Source organism: Trichocoleus sp. ST-U2, assembly GCF_039961875.1.
Lineage (GTDB): Bacteria > Cyanobacteriota > Cyanobacteriia > Cyanobacteriales > FACHB-T130 > FACHB-T130.
Map to the genome: position 1 here is coordinate 101,681 of NZ_JAMPJY010000016.1, position 18,569 is coordinate 120,249.

An 18,569-nucleotide genomic window follows, 5' to 3' on the forward strand; every position below is an offset into this window, starting at 1 on the left:
TAAAAAGGCAAAAGAAATCAGAAAAAATCTTTTGCCTTTTGCCTTTTACCTTTTGCCTTTAAAGGACTTGCTCAACTTCGGCAATTTCGGGGATAAATTCACGCAAGCGGCGCTCAATTCCCATTCTCAGCGTCATTGCTGAACTAGGGCAAGATCCGCAGGCTCCTTGGAGGCGTAGCTTCACGACTGGACCGTCGATGTCTACCAGCTCAACGTTACCACCATCGGACATTAAGTAAGGGCGCAGTTCATCCAAAACTTGTTCGACGTTTTCTGAAGTCAGGGCCAGTGTTTGTGACATGGTTAGTTTACCTTATCGAATCTTTCTTTCTATTGCAGCTATGTTGATCCTAGTTCACGCAGAGATAAAAACTCATCGCGAAAATGGAGAACACTGGGGACAGCCGAGAGGGTATCGTAACGCGGACCGCCTATACCGCTGCTGGTTCCAGTAACTTGACGTTCGCGTAGTTGAACTCGGTGGTCGTTTTTTGACCTTGCTCATTCGCGTGAATTACCTGCTTGGTCATCACGTAGTAATCGCCGACTTTCTCGAAGGTATCCTCAAATTGCATTTCTCTGAGCAATTCACCTGTCTGAGGATTTCGGAAGACAACATCGTAGCGACTGGCGGCGTAGCCTTCTCCGGTGTCTAAACTTTCAGCGGTATCGATGACAAATGCCATTCGACCCATTACCCGACTCACCTGGCAAATTTCAGTGCCTCGGATTTTGTAGTTAGATCCCATCGCATCGCCTTTAACCAGAATTTCCGTAGCGCCGCTGGCGTCCGTTTCCCCCAGGTTAAATTCGTTCTTGCCGTGAGCTTTGTCAAAAGACCCCCGCTTGCGGTGGGTGACAATATCCCTGAGCTGAGTATAGATGCTCTCTTGCACCGTTTCGTCTTCGATGCCGGTAACTTCAACAGTCATGTCGCTGTTGATGCGAATTTTGCCTTTGTAGACTTCATCACCTTGCTTGAGTTCTACATCAGCACTATATCCGGGGAAATTAGTATCCCAGGTGTAGCGGTTTTCGTAGGCAGCCCGAAACAAGTCACGAGCATTTGCTTGCTCAGTCATAGACTCTTACTTTAATCAACTTCTTTCCTAGTGTAAAAATCTTTGCAGAGTAGTGACACGCTTTGGCGACACAATTCTCTGAAAACTGGGGTTAGCAGAAAAACCCGATAGCGTCGCTGTACCCACCTAGATTAATAGCTCTATTAAACCCGTCTGTGGCGTAGTAATCATTACTGGAGCTTGATACAGGGGTACAGTGACCATGACTGTTGAGCTGAGTCCTTCCCCGTACGATGAACATGAATATTGCCAGCCATTGCTTCGAGCAGCTTTTGAGAGATTGTGAGTCCGAGTCCCGTACCCGCACCGGGAGTTGTGTGAGAGCCATTCATTTTACCGAACAATTGAAACTAAGGCACCGGCTTATGTCCAATGCTTTTCCCAAACTTTCAACCGTTTGCTGGAAAATCGCTTTTAGATCGAGTGTGCGATCGCTCCTGTTAGCAATTTGGTTCAAAGTTTTGGTACGGTTCGGAAATTGGCTCAGTCATAGAATCCTGTTGACCTCGCAGGCTATGTTGGCGTGCTTGCTTTCTCGAAATTTCATCGTAGAGCCTGAAACTACCAGCAAGCAGCTTGTTTGTGCTTTCAACTGGTAGAGCCAACTCAATCCAATTTCATCAATCCCCGAAAGTAGCACCTACATTAACAATCCATCGAACCTGTCTGTTGCGTTGAAATCATTACCGGCTCTTGATACAGAGGCACGGTGAACGTAACTGTTGAACCCAGACCTTCGCCCATACTGTAGAAGTTTACGACCCCACCCATTGCTTCTACCAGCCTTTGAGATATTGCCAATCCCAATCCGGTACCACCGTACTGTCTAGTGCGAGAGCCATCCACCTGGCTAAATGATTGAAATAGTTTGTCTTGCTTGTCAAGGGAGACGCCAATCCCCGTATCGGCGACTTGGACTTTCACGACGCCTGGACATTCCTGTCCTCCAAACTTAAGTTTCTTTTTACTGACCTCGGCACTGACCGTGACGCCGCCTTCATGGGTAAATTTGATTGCATTCCCTATCAGGTTTAACATCACCTGGAGCAGCCGCTGGTAGTTGCCATACAGGATAATTTCATCGTAGGTAGATGGCATTTGAATGCATAAGCTCAGGTTTTTCTGCTGCGCCTGATTCTGGGTAAATTCCTCAACATCCCCGAATAGTTCTTCCAGCTTCACCTGTCCCAGTTCCAGCTCCATTTTGCCTGCTTCAATTTTGGCGACATCGAGAATGTCATTGATCAGGTTGAGGAGATGTAAAGCTGAACGGTAAGCATCTTGGATAAAATCCAGTTGCTCTTCTGGCTCGTCTACCGTCCCATCTAGGATCAGCTTCAGGGAGCCAATCATGCCGTTTAGCGGTGTCCGAAGTTCGTGGGAAGTATTTGCCAGAAACTCTGATTTAAGGCGAGAAGCTTCTTCTGCTTGTTCGCGGGCTTCTTCTAATTCTTTATACAGGGTGGCGTGAGCGATCGCGGTTCCCACCTGATCTGCCAGTTCTCTAACTAACTCAACTTCGGCATCGTTCCATCGCCGAGTGCGATCGCACTGTTGCAAAGCGATGACGCCATTTGGCTGGTTTTGATAGCAGGTAGAAACGACTAATACCGATTGTTGCCCAAACGCATTCACCCCAGCCTGTTCTACCACAACTGGCTCGCCTTGTGTCTCCAGTGCTTGCCTTAGGTAGGGTTGCTCGGCAAGCTGTAACTGTTGTCCCAGCATCGACCGAAACGTCTCCTGGCAATACTCCGCCACCACCTGCACTTTGGGCTTAGAACTTTCGTAGTTGCAGATGATGCAGCGACTAACGTTAAGCGCTTCTCCTAGCCCTCTAACCGTTTGCTGCCAAATGGTATCTAGATCGAGCGTGCGACGGATATTCCTAGCAATCTGACTCAGCAGTTTTTGGTACTGATCTGGACTTGACACAGTTGACTCGAAAGTTGGCAGTGAGACATTAACAGGAGCCGCCATCAGAGTATACCTGTAAACTGCAAAAGGAGAAGAAGCTAATGATTACCAGCCGTTTTCTGTGATAGATACAACCTCAAAAGACTTGCCCTGCGGCTAAAGTCTACATCTAGAGTGTTCTTTATTTTGCATTAATCGTTCCATTCCCCTCTTGGAGGCACGGGCGGATTCCTCTCTAGGTTCCGAGTCAGTTCATCATCTCGATCTCGTTCACCTCTAAGCCACTGCCGAATTGCCGTCTCAATGACCTTACTCGGATCGTTGGTCAGGTGCTTAATTTGTGCTAACAGTTCAGAATCAAGGTGGATAGAAATTTCCACCTTTTCGGCTGAACCCTGAGAATATCTGGCCCGATCGTTCATATCAGTGCAGTGATGACATTTCCAAGCAAAACCAACGCGGAAGAGGATGCGCCGTCTTTCCATGCTAACTGCTGATGCAAGCAACGCAGTCAGTAGAATGCAGCTCCTATCCTAATGGGCAACAAAATTTTGCAATTCCGATCCCTAGTATGCATTCTGACATTCTCTGGGCGCTAACTGCTAGTTGGCAATAGCGCTCTATTTTCTGGTGAGGACGGCTGCTCCTGAAGCATTGCCACTTTTCGGTAGAGAAGTCGTTCTCTCATCAGAAAATTACCCTTTTTTTAAAGGTTTTTCATCAGAGCAGTTTTTGCATGGATTTAATTCCAATGTGCCCTAATCTACTTGAATACACAAGATTTCTTTTTAAGTCTTTAGATTCACAATACCTTTTGCTGTGTTCTCATCACCCTCCCATGCCAAATTAAATGGTTATCGCTTCGCTTGACTGACTGTTTGACAGTTACTCAGTCCTCCTTCCTCAACTCTCAGTCCTCTGTCCTCCCTACTCAACCCTCAGTCCTCAGTCCTGCATCTATTTTTATCGCTGTCTCTGATTTAGGTAAACCGCGCAGATTTTCTACTGTATAGTCATCGAAGGCGGTAACTGTCCTACTCAAAGTTAAAGAATTGTTTCACGTTGACAGTTAGGACATATCTGCGGCTGTCCTAACTGCCTGGGCATCGGAAACATTACAATATTTGAAGTCCGCTGAACTTTTCAATTGCCGTTCGTGCCTTTTTGTTTGGCTATGACTGACGTACCTGTTTCTCGCATTCGTAATTTCTCGATCATTGCCCACATTGACCACGGAAAATCCACTCTGGCGGATCGCCTCTTGCAGTTTACGGGCACGGTGCAAGATCGGCAGATGAAGGAACAGTTCCTGGACAATATGGATTTAGAACGGGAGCGCGGCATTACGATTAAGCTGCAAGCTGCCCGAATGAACTATACCGCCAAGGATGGTCAACAGTACGTTCTAAATCTAATTGATACACCTGGTCACGTAGACTTTTCCTACGAGGTGTCGCGTTCCCTCGCCGCTTGCGAAGGCGCACTCTTGGTAGTGGATGCCTCTCAAGGGGTGGAAGCGCAAACGCTTGCCAATGTTTATCTTGCCCTTGAGAATAATCTGGAAATTATTCCAGTATTAAATAAAATCGATCTCCCTGGAGCTGAGCCAGATCGGGTAAAGGGAGAAATTGAAGAAATTATCGGACTGGATTGTAGCGGTGCAATTCTCGCTTCTGCAAAAGAAGGGCTTGGGATTGACGAGATCCTGGAGTCGATCGTTCACTTAGTCCCGCCGCCGATAGATACGGTGTCCCAACCGCTGAGAGCTTTAATTTTTGATAGTTACTATGACAGCTATCGGGGTGTAATTGTATACTTCCGGGTGATGGATGGTACGGTCAAAAAAGGCGATCGCGTTCGTTTGATGGCGACCGGCAAAGAATATGAAATTGACGAATTGGGTATCCTTTCCCCGACTCAGAAGCCGGTGAACGAACTGCACGCCGGAGAAGTGGGCTACCTAGGAGCGGCAATTAAAGCGGTGGAAGATGCTCGCGTGGGCGACACCATTACCCTAGCGAATACCCCTGCTAGCGAGGCATTGCCCGGTTACACCGAAGCGAAGCCGATGGTTTTTTGCGGCTTGTTCCCCACCGATGCTGACCAATACCCAGACTTAAGGGAAGCCCTGGAAAAACTGAAATTAAATGATGCAGCGTTGAACTACGAACCGGAAACGTCCAGCGCGATGGGGTTTGGCTTCCGCTGCGGCTTCTTGGGCTTGCTGCACATGGAGATCGTCCAAGAGCGTCTAGAGCGGGAATACGATTTAGATTTGATTATCACCGCTCCTTCGGTGGTCTATCGTGTGATTACCAATAAGGGAGAGGAAGTTTACATTGATAATCCCAGCCACCTACCGCCGCCGAACGAGCGGGAAAAAATTGAGGAGCCTTATGTCAAGGTAGACATGATTACCCCAGAAGTCTATGTGGGGACTTTGATGGAGTTATGTCAAAACCGGCGTGGTGTCTTCAAAGATATGAAGTATTTAACGCAGGGGCGAACCACGCTGACTTATGAGTTACCCCTGGCGGAAGTGGTGACGGACTTTTTTGACCAAATGAAGTCCAGAACTCGCGGCTATGCCAGTATGGAATATCATTTGATTGGCTATCAGGAAAATCCCCTGGTTAAGCTAGATATTTTAATCAACAACGACCCCGTTGATGCCTTGGCGATGATTGTGCATCGGGATAAGGCTTACAACGTAGGACGTGGTTTGACAGAAAAGTTGAAGGAACTGATTCCCAGGCATCAGTTCAAGATTCCGATTCAAGCCGCGATTGGCAGTAAGATTGTCGCCAGCGAACATATCCCCGCTTTGAGAAAAGATGTGCTTGCCAAGTGCTACGGCGGTGATATTTCTCGAAAGAAAAAGTTGTTGCAGAAGCAGGCTAAAGGGAAGAAGCGCATGAAGTCGATTGGGACGGTTGATGTACCGCAATCAGCTTTCATGGCAGTGTTGCGCCTGGATCAAGAGTAGCGCTTGGATTGAAACTACTGAATTGAGACTTACGCTGGATTTTTAAGCTAAGCTTAGGAATCCAGCGTATTTTCGTAGCTTGGCTTCTTACATAGGGTACTATTTCAGGCTGAGAGTAGGAAAGGAAGGAACTTGAGGCGAAGAAATGAATGCCGAGAAGCGATCGCTAATCTTTACATTATCTTCATCGATATCTTCAAAGATTTATTGAAAATGCAGGTACATCTGGACACCATCGCATGGCAAGGTTAGTCTAAGATGGATTCCAACTCTTAAAAGACTCAATTGCCAGATGAGAATTTTAGTCACAGGTGGTGCTGGTTTTATCGGTTCCCATCTGATCGACCGGCTAATGACGCAAGGGCATGAAGTCATTTGCCTCGATAACTTCTATACCGGACACAAACGCAACATCCTGAAGTGGCTGGATAATCCATATTTTGAACTAATCCGTCACGACATCACCGAACCGATACGCTTGGAAGTGGAGCAAATTTATCACCTAGCTTGCCCCGCCTCTCCAGTACACTACCAGTTCAACCCAGTAAAGACCGTGAAAACGAATGTCCTGGGTACACTGAATATGTTAGGACTGGCAAAGCGGGTGAAGGCGAGATTACTCTTGGCTTCCACGTCAGAAGTGTACGGCGATCCTGAAATCCACCCCCAGACTGAAGAATATCGCGGTAATGTCAATACGATAGGAATTCGCTCCTGCTATGACGAAGGCAAGCGAATTGCAGAAACACTGGCGTTTGACTATTATCGCCAGAATCATGTAGAAATTCGAGTCGCGCGAATCTTCAACACCTACGGCCCTCGAATGTTAGAAAATGACGGTCGAGTGGTTAGCAACTTTGTAGTGCAAGCTCTGCGGGGTACCGCCCTAACGGTTTATGGTGATGGTTCGCAAACCCGAAGTTTCTGCTACGTTTCAGACCTAGTGGAAGGGCTGATGCGGCTGATGAATGGCGAGCATACGGGACCGATTAATTTAGGGAATCCCGATGAATATACGATTTTAGAGCTGGCTGAGGCTGTCCAAAAGATGGTGAACCCAGACTCGAAGATTAAGCTTGAGCCACTGCCAGAAGACGATCCTCGCCGACGGCGTCCGGATATCACGCGGGCAAAGACTTGGCTGGATTGGGAGCCAACAATACCCTTGCAAGAAGGGTTACAACTGACTATAGAAGATTTTCGCGATCGCTTAGCTTCTCTGCCGGAGAATCGCATCCACAGCGATTCGTGAATTAGAGTCCTTTGTCAAAAGTTAATTATCAATGACTTTTAACAAAGGACTACCCAACAGAATCGTACCCCCAGAACTGTCATTCCAATTTTTTTGAGGTTTACTCCTATGCGTGTTTGCGTAATTGGCACTGGATATGTTGGCTTGGTCACGGGTGCCAGTCTTGCTCATATTGGACATCATGTCATCTGCGTTGACAATAACGAAGAAAAAGTCAAGTTGATGAAGGCGGGACAGTCCCCGATTTATGAGCCAGGACTGTCAGAAATTATGCAATCGGCTTCCCAGTCGGGGCATCTTGAGTTCACTACCGATTTGGGTGCTGGAGTGGCTCATGGAGAAATTTTGTTCATCGCAGTAGGGACGCCCGCTTTGGCAAATGGTGAAAGCGATACCAGATATGTTGAAGCCGTTGCCCGTGGAATTGGCGCTCATCTTGACGGTGGTTACAAAGTCATTGTGAATAAATCCACAGTGCCAATTGGTTCTGGGGACTGGGTGCGGATGATTGTACTTGATGGCGTTCTGGAACGCCAAAAGTCCCTAGTGGGAGCTGGTGGCGTTGTTACCGAGGAGTTGACACTAGAAACAACTCCTCAGTTTGATGTTGTTAGCAATCCAGAATTTTTGCGCGAAGGTTCGGCGGTTTACGACACCTTTAACCCGGATCGGATTGTGCTGGGTAGCACCAATCCGAAAGCGATCGCCATGATGCAGGAACTCTATGCTCCCATTGTCGAGCGCCAGGTGGCAGAAGACAAATCCTTACCGCAAGTGCCCGTCGTGGTGACAGACATCAACTCTGCTGAGATGATTAAGTACGCCGCCAATGCCTTCCTCGCAACCAAAATCAGCTTTATCAACGAAGTTGCTAATATTTGCGATCGCGTTGGTGCTGATGTTACCCAAGTCGCTAAGGGCATCGGTTTGGATTCTCGGATTGGTAACAAGTTCTTGCAAGCTGGGATTGGCTGGGGTGGTTCCTGCTTCCCGAAAGATGTCTCGGCTTTGATTCATACCGCGGACGACTACGGCTATGAAGCTCAACTGCTCAAATCTGCTGTGAGTGTCAACCAGCGCCAGCGCGTGATTGCGATCGAAAAACTGCAACAGGCGCTAAAAATCCTCAAAGGCAAAACGGTGGGATTGCTAGGTCTGACTTTCAAACCCGATACCGATGATATGCGCGATGCTCCAGCGCTCAATCTCATCGAGCAACTAAACCGGCTGGGAGCGAAAGTGAAAGCCTACGATCCAATTGTTTCTTCAACTGGGATGCGTCATGGGTTAACCGGCGTGATGGTGGAAACCGATCCCGAACGGCTGGCTGATGGCTGTGACGCCCTTGTGTTGGTGACAGACTGGCAGCAGTTCCAGACCCTAGACTACAGCAAAATGTCTAAGCTGATGAACAACGCGGTGATGATTGATGGTCGTAACTTCCTCAACCGGAAGGAAATAGAAAGCGCCGGTTTCCAATACATCGGTGTTGGTCGCTAGGAAAAGTTTTGAGTTAGGGAGTTATGAGTTATTAACTCATAACTCCCTAACTCTTTGCCTGACTTGGTGCCAGATTAGACCAGCGACAATTAATCCCAGACCCATTTGCCAGATTTGCGGCTCTACCCAGAAAGCCAGGAACAGGCAAGATCCTAGACCTGCCCAGGCTATCCATTTGGGATAGAGCCGTTCTGAATCTGGCATTTTTAATGCTGCCAGATTGGTAATTGCATAGTAAATCAAGACGTTAAAGGCACTGAACGACCAAGTCGTTTTGACATTGCCAAGCAGAACTAAAAGAGCGATCGCAATTCCTACCACGACCACCGCTAAATCGGGTGTCGTTCCTTGCCGATTTAGCCGTGCCAAAATTCTGGGCATATCCCCGCGTCTTCCCATCGCCAGCAGCACGCGGGACAAACCCAAAATCAAGTTTAATAGTACCCCCAGCATCGCCGCGATCGCACCAATTGATAAAATCGCCGCACCTCTTGAACCGGCAACGCTGCGAACTGCCACCTCCAGGGGTGCTGCCTGTGCCTGGGTTGCTTTGCCCAAAATTTCTGTCCCGACCGCCCCAATGCCAACCGTTGCCACTGCCATGTAAAGTAGCATTGTCACCCCCAGGCTGACAATCATCGCGATTGGAATTGTCTTCCGGGGTTCCCGTGCTTCCTCGCCCAACGTGGCAATCCTTCCATAACCCGTGTAAGCCACAAACATCAGCGCACTGGCTTGAAGTACCGTCGCCGGAGAACCTTTGAAAAATGGCGTGAGATTTTCTGTACCAACCTCTGTGGCGCGGGGTAGACAGATAAGGACAAAGAAAATTAAAGAGAGCAGCGACACCGACACGATGGCAATATTGACGCGATTAGAGCGGCGAATCCCGCTCAAAACAATTAAAGTCATTAAAATCGCCGCAGCTAGCGCCGTGGGAATCAGAAATCCCCGCCCATACAAACCCGTCGCATTCAGCAAGTAGCCAGCAAAACCTAAAGCTGCCGTTGCTGCTGAAGCAGTTTTTGCCAAAAGAAACATCCAGCCTGCGGTAAAACCCAGACTCGGATTGAGATACTTGTAGCCATATTCGTAGCTGCCACCGCTGACGGCGTGATTCGCTGCTAACTGGGCACTATTGAGACCGTTGCAGGTTGCCACGACGGCTCCAATCGCGCTCGCCAAAATTACCGCCGGTCCTGCGATTCCGGCGGCAATGCCGATGCTGACAAACACGCCCGTGCCTACGATCGAACCCAGACCCATCATCGTGGCACCCAAAACCCCTAACTCTCTCTGAAGCTGCGGGGGTGAGGTTCCAGCAGTCACAAGACATCTCCCAGATAACACTACTGTTATCCTAAGGCTGAGAGGTTAAGGCACAGTTGTGCGATCGCTGACCTTTACGAATTAAGGATAGAAAAGGGGTGTTCAACCACCGCTCCTTATCCCTGTTCCTTTTAACGCGGTTCTGACCCTGCGATTGCCTACTAACCGATGACGATTGACTAAAATCAAGGGTTATTGGGAACGCGCTCGATTTGGGCATAGCCACTGAAAATTAGCTTATCTCCTTGGGTTTCCAAGCGGTTAATTCGCATGGTTACGCCGTCGAGATTAAAGCGATCCAAATCGACCATGTTATCTAAAATTTCCGCAAACGCCGATGTCAAGGTCTGAGAAATTTCCCGTGATTCTTCTGGAACCGCCTCTGGTTGAAATTGGGGATCTTTAAACCGAATGCGACGCCGCCGTTCCACGCTTAAGGTTGATTTCATGCTGAGTGGCACCAATCCTTTTTCGCCCAAATCTGCCTTTGCAAAAATTTGCACTTGGTTTTCGGGCAGCAGCTGTACTTGGACTTCGGTAAAGGAAACGGACTGACCGCCAGATAAATCTGTCAAAGCTGGTGTGGAAATATCTTGCAGGCGCTTCTGCACCAGTTCTGCCTGAAAGGATTGGTTAATATCTGCCTGGGTTAGCGTCACCTGTACAACTGCCTGGGTGGGTTGCTTAAGGCGAATCTGACCTTGCATTACACAACTGAAGTCAATCGAGACGGCGTCTGTCTCAAACGACATCTCCTCGGTGCGAAACTCGCGGCGAATCACAAGACCACTACCGCTCATTTTGAAGCTGTCAATACTGCCCTGCAAAAGCTTGCTGGAGGGATAGCAGCGAACAGCAACTTCCACAGACTCACTCTGGGTAAACATGTGGCGAATAGTCTTGCTAGCGACTGTATTGAGGAGGCGTTCTCCCCAATCAGTGCCAGTATTGTTTGTGAAACCAGTAAGGCCGCCTAACATAATGTTTCGCGTCCATAAGAGTGCTTACTCTCTTGTTTGTAACAAAATATTAACAAATAAGCAAGAAGACCTAAGACAGAGAGAACCCCAGAGAGCCTACTGCTTAAGGTTATCAGCCGGAAAATGGCGCGATTGATAGAATTTTCTGAATTTTCCAATTAGTTACAACAATTAGAGTCGCAGATGTGAGCAGATCGCCCTCTTGATGCGCGATCGCCTACAACATCACTAGGTGCTGCAAAGACTCTGGGCTGAAGATCCCAGATTACTGCCAAAAGTTGCAAAGTATCATTGGAGACAATTAAATTTCACAATCTCTAGAGTCTTCCGATGCCAGTAAGGGCAGGGCTTCCCTACTCCTTATGACAGATACACGAAAATTACTTGGAGTGTGGCAACGAAAGCATCGTGACTCAGACTAGGGGAATTTTGAGCGACTGGTGTGGTATGAACACTGTTCTGTATTCTTAAGTTGACGGCGATGACACGGATCATTATTCGATATTACGATCCTAGCTATCCCTATCTAGAACGGGCTATCCGTTCGATTCAGGGAGATTTTGATATTGTTGTATACGATGATGGAAGCAATATTTTTCCTGATTTGGCTGCTGTTAAAAATAGATGCCAAATTAGACGACTAGAGCATAAAGGGCCAGCTTCTACGCTGATACAGGCTCTGGCTGATGCAAAAAGAGAAAATGTAAAACAAGTATTTATTCTAGATGGGGATGATGAGGCGCTAGAGAGTTTACCAAGCTTTCTCAATGCATCATTAGCATTACCTTATACAGCAGTTATCGGGCAGTTCAAGGATGTGCCTTCCCCAATTTATCAAGAGCAGGGAAATGAATTATTTCGAGAAGCGATCGCTAATTTAAAATTCTGCCCTCCCTGCTTCAGCCTCAAGATTGGAGACTGGGTACAAGACTTGCCCCGCATCTTCAACCTAGTGCAAACCGAATATCTCTCAACTGGCACTTTATTTTTAAGCTTATTCCTCTCTGGTCAAACCGGGATTTCTGTTGCTGAACAAGTGATTATCTGGAGACAGCACGAAGCCCAAACTTACAGACATCACCACCAGAAAAGGCATTTAACAGTACAGAGAATTTGGCAAATCTACCATCAAAAAGCTTTCGAGGAATATAGCAAAATCTTGCATCTCAATCCCCATGATGCTGTTGCTTATTACAATCGGGGTAATACTTGCTCCAGACTTGGCGATGGTCAAGAAGCAATTGAGGATTACACTCAGGCGCTGAATATCAATCCTAATTTTCCTGAAGCTTACACTAATCGAGGTGTCGCACGCTTCGATTTAGGAGATAGTCAAGGAGCGATTGACGATTATACTCTGGCATTGCAGCTTAATCCTAACTTTGCCGCCGCCTACAATAACCGGGGAAATGCCCATTCTAAATTGGGTAACTATCCAGAAGCGATCGCCGATTTGCAGACATCTGCTCAACTTTTCTCTGTTCAAGGGGATATAAGTAACTACCAGGGATCGCAAAACCTCTTAGCTGAAGCCTATTTTAAAATGGGAGCAAGATTGTGGATGCAAGAACAGATTGAACAAGCGATCGCTTGTTATCAGAAAGCGCTGGAAGTTAAACCTGACTTTCCTGAAGCCTACTACGATTTAGGCATGATTTTCCAGCAAAAGGGTAGAGTTGCCGAGGCAATGAGCTATTACCGTAAACTCTTAACAATCAAGCCTGAATTTTCAAAAGCTCGTTATCAAATTGAGACAATATTGAAAGGTTATCAATTTTCTACAGACTGGTTTAGCCGCAACCTTGATATTTTGAATGAGCATGTTAAACCCTTATCTAAAATACCTGGATTAAATATTTTAGAAATAGGCAGTTGGGAGGGACGATCTACTTGCTGGTTTTTAGAAAATATTTTGATAGAGAGTTCTAGCCAAATTACCTGTATAGATACCTTCGGAGGTAGCTTGGAACATCAAAGATATGAGCGTGACTATCTAAGCTCTATAGAAGAGCGTTTTAACTTTAATATAAATCGTACAGGTGCAGCGGAAAAGGTGCGAAAAATAGTAGGTAAATCTCAACGAATATTGCGTTCGTTACCCTTGGATTTTTATGATTTAGTTTACATTGATGGCTCCCACCTAGCCAGCGATGTTCTGGAAGATGCAGTTTTAAGTTGGGCGCTTGTCAAAGTAGGCGGCACGATCATTTTTGACGATTATGATTTTATTTTTGCAAAAAATACTTTTCAAAATACCAAGGTGGGGATAGACGCTTTTATAGCAGTATTTTCCGATAAAATTAAATTCATCCATAAGTCTCATCAAATTCTTCTAAAAAAACTTTTTTCTTAGACTTGGTTGTTTTTATTTCCTGAAGACAATCCTGGTTGAGATAAGTTATAACAGCAGTATAATAACTGTCCAGAAAGTACATCACAGTTAGCGATTGGTTAAAGGAACAACCCGTGTAAACAAAAACGTAGTGACTTCGGCAAAGCAGAACTGCGATTGGTTGTTCAATATTTCTTAATATCTGGAAGAGAGAGCAATTATGAAACCCTTAGTGAGAAAAGTTAGCTTAGTGATGGCAGCCTTGCCTCTAGCAGGGATCATCAGCTTAGAAAAAGCATTGGCACAACCCATCATTCCGGCTGCTGATGGCACTGGTACCCTTGTCAACGTCAATGGCGATCGCTTCGACATCACTGGCGGTAAGCTATCAAGCCAAGGTGAGAATCTCTTCCACAGCTTTAATCAATTTGATCTCCATCAAGGTGAGATTGCCAACTTCCTATCCACCCCCAGCATTCAGAATATTCTCGGTCGAGTTGTGGGTGGAGATGTCTCCGTCATTAATGGCTTAATTCAAGTCACTGGCGGCAACTCCAACTTATTTTTGATGAATCCAGCCGGAATTGTATTTGGCAACAACGCTAGTCTAAATGTGCCTGCATCTTTCACTGCCACCACCGCCAACAGTATCGGCTTTGGCAATAATTGGTTTAATGCGATTGGTAACAATAATTATGCCGCTTTAGAAGGAAATCCCAGCACTTTTGCTTTTACGACTCCTCAACCCGGTGCCATCGTTAACGCTGGAAACTTAGCAGTAGGACAGGGGAAAAATCTCACCTTTCTCGGTGGCACTATCGTTAATACCGGGCAAATTTTGGCACCAGAAGGAAATATTACTGTGGCAGGGGTTTCCGGCGGAAAATCCGTGCGGATTAGTCAACCTGGAAACATACTCAGTTTGGAGGTAGCGACTCAGAATTTTAATCCCCAATCCCCCATTCCTAATCCTCAATCCGTACCGCAGTTGCTGACGGGCGGGAAAGTTGGGAATGCGACTCAACTCACCGTTAATAGCAAAGGTCAAGTGGTACTGACGGGATCTGGCGTTGCAATCCCCACCGATACAGGAACTGCGATTGTGTCTGGAAATCTGGACGCCTCAGGTCAGACTGGCGGTAAAGTGCAAGTTCTCGGCGACAAAGTAGGTTTGGTGGGTGCCAACATCAACGCTTCCGGCAGTCTTGGCGGCGGAACGGTGCTAATTGGCGGCGATTATCAAGGGAAGGGCACAGTACCAAATGCCTCTAGAACATATATCAGTCCAGATTCTTCGATCGATGTCGATAGCAAGAACAACGGTAATGGGGGTCGTGCGATCGTTTGGTCTGACAAGGCAACTGAATTTTACGGCAATATCAGCGCTCGTGGCGGCAAAAATTCCGGCGACGGCGGATTTGTGGAAGTTTCAGGCAAGGAAAGCTTAACTTTCAAAGGTAAGGTGGATACGCTTGCGCCACAAGGTAAGGCGGGAACCTTACTACTTGATCCACTCAATATCACGGTAACAGATCAAAGTGCGGGTCCGGGAGCGCAAGACGTTGAATTAGCCGATGGCACAATTCTTGAGGGTGATGCTCCTGCAAATTTCATCATTTCGGAAACCGAACTGGAAAATGCCTCCGCCTCTGGCAATGTGATTTTGCAAGCGACTAACAACATCACTATCAACGATCTTACAAGTGACGGAACTCTGAACTTCGGCGGCGGGCCTGCTACGTCAATCACTTTTACGGCAGACGCTGATGGTGATAAGGTTGGTTCTTTTGTGATGCAAAATACGGCGAACACCATCCGAACCAATGGAAGAGATATAACAATTTCCGGAGCAAGTATCACTGTTGGAAATATTAAGATCGATCCTCCTCCTGGTTTTGGTCCGTTCGGGAAGATTCAACTCACCAGTAGCAACGGCGCGATCGCTACCGGCAATCTAGACACCTCTAACTTATACGCGAACAGTGGAAGTATCATCCTGAATGCCACTAATGGAAACATTCTTACAGGTGATATTACTTCCTCTAATAATAATAATGATGGTGGTCTGGTGAGTTTAACTACTAACACCGGCACAATTACAGTTAATGGCGATATCAATTCCTCCTCCACCTCTTATTTTCAATCTACAGGCGGCGCAGTCACTTTAGAAGCTGGCAGTAACATCACTACAGGCACAATTAATTCTTTTGCAGAAGCTGACATATTTTTCCTTGGAGATAATCCAGGAGCTACAGGGGGTGACGTCAAGATAACATCTGGAGGCAATCTTAAAACAGATGCCATTAATTCCTCTGCTGTTGTTAGCCAAACAAGTGGTGGTGCCACTTTATTCGATGCGATAGGCGGCTCAGTTACCTTAGATGCCCAAGGTAGTATTCAAACCGGCGATATTGATTCCTCTGCTACTGACCCCATCGTTGCTACAGGGGGTGCGGTCAACTTCACAGCTAAGGACGATATAATCACCGGCAACATTAATTCCTCTGCTACTGTTAATCCCCCCCCTCCCGATCCAGATTTTCCCGATCTGGTTACTAATGCATTAGGTGGGTTAGTTAGCTTAACAACAGATGACAATATTACCTTTAATACGATAAATACCCAAGCTAAAGAACAAGTAGATGGAATCGATGGCTCACTCAGCGGTGGTAATGTCACAATATCTTCCCTAGGAGTTGTTAAGGGACTGAATATAATTGGCGGCACTTCAGCAACCATCCTCACCAGTGGAGTGACCCAAGGAGGCTCTGTTATCATCCAACATGATGGGGGGCAAGATAACTTTCAATTTATCGTCGGCGATGCGACTAACAACGGTACGGCGGGAGCGATTGATACGGGTGGAAGTAGTGGGAATGGGGAGCTGATTTCTCCTGCACAAACCATTCCATCTATCGATACTCTGATTCCCAATAACAATACCTTTGAGGTGGGCAATCCTAGTGTTGATGGTATTCAGATAACCTTTATTAACCAAGCACCGACTTTGACCGCAAATACTCTGCTAACGGATACTCAACAAAATCAGTCGATTACATTCACTGTTGCGAGTTTAAATCTATCTATAACCGATGCAAATAGCGATTTTACCTCAATACGCATTGATGCCATTAATGGGGGAACGCTGACCAAACAAGATGGTACCGTCATCGTACCGGGAACCATTTTGTCGTTGAGCGATGTTTTAGTTTACACACCGCCTACGGGTGCGACTGGTTTGCTCAATGCCTTTACAATTAGTGCGAGCGATCGCGTTTCCTTCTCCGCCCCGCAACAGCTCACCATCAATGTAGCTGAGCCAATTCCAACTCCAATCCCCACACCAATTCCCACGCCAATCCCCACACCAATTCCCACGCCAATCCCCACACCAATTCCCACGCCAATCCCCACACCAATTCCCACGCCAACACCTTCCCCAGCGCCACTTTCCAGCGAATTATCACCACCGCAGGAGACGCCACTGACACGAATACCGGCAACGAGAACCCTTGCCTCAGTCGAAATCGATCCAGTTGTTGCTCAAATCGACCAAGAGTTTACAAGGCAATTCCAGCAATATTTGGGACTCGCTCCCGATCTTCCCTTAAAAACCTTGGATGAGGCGCGTGAAATTCTTAACGAAATTGAGAAAGCAACTGGAGTGAAACCGGCACTCATTTATGTTGCTTTTGTGCCTGCAACAGTTACACCAGGAACAGCAGCAGATAAAAGTCAACTCCCTTATCCCGCGCCACAATTAGATATTCTTTGGCAATTCAACTCTCAGGGATTAGCCCTAAATCAGCTAGCTCAACTTCCAGCTCAATCGTCAAACAATCCCTTGCCGCAGGATAACGATCAACTCGAACTCGTCATTGTGACAGCTAAAAAGCCACCAATTCGCAGGAGAGTCACAGGGGTAACACGCCGTCAAGTTCTCAAAGTCGCCCAGGAATTTCGCTCAGAAATCACTAAGCCGCTTAAAACAAACCGTTACCTCAATTCTTCCCAACAACTCTATAAGTGGTTGATAGCACCCGTAAAAGCTGATTTAGAAGCTAGCAAGATCGATAATTTGGTTTTCCTTATGGATACAGGGTTGCGGAGTCTTCCGGTTGCTGCCCTCCATGACGGTCAACAATTCCTAGTGGAAAAATACAGCGTCGGACTCATGCCGAGTCTCAGCCTAACCGATACTCGTTACCGGGATATTAAAAAAACCCAAGTCCTGGCAATGGGAGCAGCCAAATTTACTAACCAAAACCCCTTACCCGCCGTGCCCGTGGAATTGTCCATTATCGCCTCTTCCCTATGGTCGGGTAAATCTTTCCTCAACGATGCCTTCACTCTGAAAAATCTTAAGGCGCAGCGTCAGCAAGAACCTTTCGGAATTGTTCACCTAGGCACGCATGGGGAATTTAAGTCAGGGAACCCGAGCAATTCCTATATTCAGCTGTGGGACACCAAGCTGAGATTGGATCAGCTGCGGGAGTTAGGTTGGAATGACCCTCCTGTAGAATTGCTGGTGCTAAGTGCCTGTCGCACAGCCTTGGGAGATGAACAGGCAGAGTTAGGCTTTGCCGGGTTATCAGTGCAGGCAGGCGTTAAGTCAGCTCTAGCGAGTCTCTGGTACGTCAGCGATGAAGGGACTTTGGGGCTGATGACAGAGTTCTACGAACAATTGAAAAAAGCGCCCATCAAGGCGGAGGCGGTGCGTCAGGCACAGGTGGCAATGCTCAAGGGCAAAGTGCGCTTAGAGGAAGGTCAACTCCGCACCCTCAATGGCAGCTTTCCCTTGCCACCCTCAATGGCTGGACTGGGAAATAGAAGCCTTGAGCATCCTTTCTACTGGGCAGCTTTCACGTTGATTGGCAACCCTTGGTAGGAGAAGGCAGGAGGGATGACTGAGAACTGAGGGCTGAGAGGTGAGGACTGAGGACTGAGAGGATGTCTGAGAAGTCAAAGATTATGCCAACCGTCTAAGTTATGCCAATCGTCTAAGCAAGAGACGGATCATGGCAACATAGATGAACGCTTCGGAGGTTTCCAGCAGAATCTCGTAATCTTTACTCAAACGCCGACACCAGTGGAACCAACCGAAGGTACGCTCAACCACCCATCGCTTAGGCAACAGCTCAAAGCCTTGGGCGGTTTGCGAGTGCAACACGAGTTCGAGAATCCAACGATA

Annotated in this window: 12 protein-coding genes; 5 read left to right on the forward strand and 7 right to left on the reverse strand. The window is 47.1% G+C overall.

The window, feature by feature from the left end; translation table 11 throughout:
• Nucleotides 1–58 precede the first annotated feature (58 nt).
• From NC996_RS13215 to NC996_RS13230, 4 genes are all read right to left on the reverse strand, one after another.
• A complete protein-coding gene (locus NC996_RS13215; protein ID WP_190411328.1) occupies nucleotides 59–301 on the reverse strand; it encodes a NifU family protein in 243 nt (80 codons plus the stop codon).
• A gap of 130 nt (nucleotides 302–431) precedes the next feature.
• Nucleotides 432–1,082, reverse strand: coding sequence for a DUF3386 domain-containing protein (locus NC996_RS13220; protein WP_190411327.1), 651 nt, complete (start codon nucleotides 1,080–1,082; stop codon nucleotides 432–434).
• A 645-nt stretch (nucleotides 1,083–1,727) separates the two neighbouring features.
• The gene (locus tag NC996_RS13225) at nucleotides 1,728–3,062 is read right to left on the reverse strand and encodes a GAF domain-containing protein (protein WP_190411325.1); all 1,335 of its coding nucleotides are present in this window, start codon (nucleotides 3,060–3,062) and stop codon (nucleotides 1,728–1,730) included.
• A gap of 128 nt (nucleotides 3,063–3,190) precedes the next feature.
• On the reverse strand, nucleotides 3,191–3,421 hold the full coding sequence (locus NC996_RS13230) for a type II toxin-antitoxin system CcdA family antitoxin (RefSeq protein ID WP_190411356.1): 231 nt from the start codon (nucleotides 3,419–3,421) through the stop codon (nucleotides 3,191–3,193).
• A 752-nt stretch (nucleotides 3,422–4,173) separates the two neighbouring features.
• On the opposite strand from NC996_RS13230, the gene lepA reads away from it, so the two are divergent.
• The 3 genes from lepA to NC996_RS13245 all read left to right on the forward strand — a co-directional run bounded on the left by lepA (nucleotide 4,174) and on the right by NC996_RS13245 (nucleotide 8,737).
• Nucleotides 4,174–5,985, forward strand: coding sequence for a translation elongation factor 4 (gene lepA, locus NC996_RS13235; RefSeq protein ID WP_190682494.1), 1,812 nt, complete (start codon nucleotides 4,174–4,176; stop codon nucleotides 5,983–5,985).
• Nucleotides 5,986–6,277: 292 nt separating this feature from the next.
• Nucleotides 6,278–7,237 (forward strand): UDP-glucuronic acid decarboxylase family protein, encoded by a 960-nt coding sequence (locus tag NC996_RS13240; RefSeq protein WP_190411323.1) that lies wholly within the window; start codon nucleotides 6,278–6,280, stop codon nucleotides 7,235–7,237.
• A gap of 108 nt (nucleotides 7,238–7,345) precedes the next feature.
• Nucleotides 7,346–8,737, forward strand: a complete 1,392-nt coding sequence (locus NC996_RS13245; RefSeq protein WP_190411322.1) for a UDP-glucose/GDP-mannose dehydrogenase family protein — start codon at nucleotides 7,346–7,348, stop codon at nucleotides 8,735–8,737.
• A 36-nt stretch (nucleotides 8,738–8,773) separates the two neighbouring features.
• On the opposite strand, the gene NC996_RS13250 is transcribed toward NC996_RS13245, so the two are convergent.
• Both NC996_RS13250 and NC996_RS13255 read right to left on the reverse strand, forming a co-directional pair.
• Nucleotides 8,774–10,066, reverse strand: a complete 1,293-nt coding sequence (locus tag NC996_RS13250; protein ID WP_190682497.1) for an amino acid permease — start codon at nucleotides 10,064–10,066, stop codon at nucleotides 8,774–8,776.
• A 185-nt stretch (nucleotides 10,067–10,251) separates the two neighbouring features.
• A complete protein-coding gene (locus NC996_RS13255) occupies nucleotides 10,252–11,046 on the reverse strand; it encodes a DUF2993 domain-containing protein (protein ID WP_190411320.1) in 795 nt (264 codons plus the stop codon).
• Between the two features lie 481 nt (nucleotides 11,047–11,527).
• On the opposite strand from NC996_RS13255, the gene NC996_RS13260 reads away from it, so the two are divergent.
• Nucleotides 11,528–13,399 carry a tetratricopeptide repeat protein gene (locus NC996_RS13260; protein WP_190682500.1) on the forward strand — a complete coding sequence of 624 codons (1,872 nt, stop codon included), beginning with the start codon at nucleotides 11,528–11,530 and terminating at the stop codon, nucleotides 13,397–13,399.
• 199 nt (nucleotides 13,400–13,598) lie between these two features.
• Nucleotides 13,599–18,266 (forward strand): CHAT domain-containing protein, encoded by a 4,668-nt coding sequence (locus tag NC996_RS13265; protein WP_190682503.1) that lies wholly within the window; start codon nucleotides 13,599–13,601, stop codon nucleotides 18,264–18,266.
• A 99-nt stretch (nucleotides 18,267–18,365) separates the two neighbouring features.
• Here NC996_RS13265 and NC996_RS13270 read toward each other — a convergent pair.
• The coding region (locus tag NC996_RS13270) for a transposase (RefSeq protein WP_190682505.1) at nucleotides 18,366–18,569 on the reverse strand (204 nt) is incomplete at its 5' end.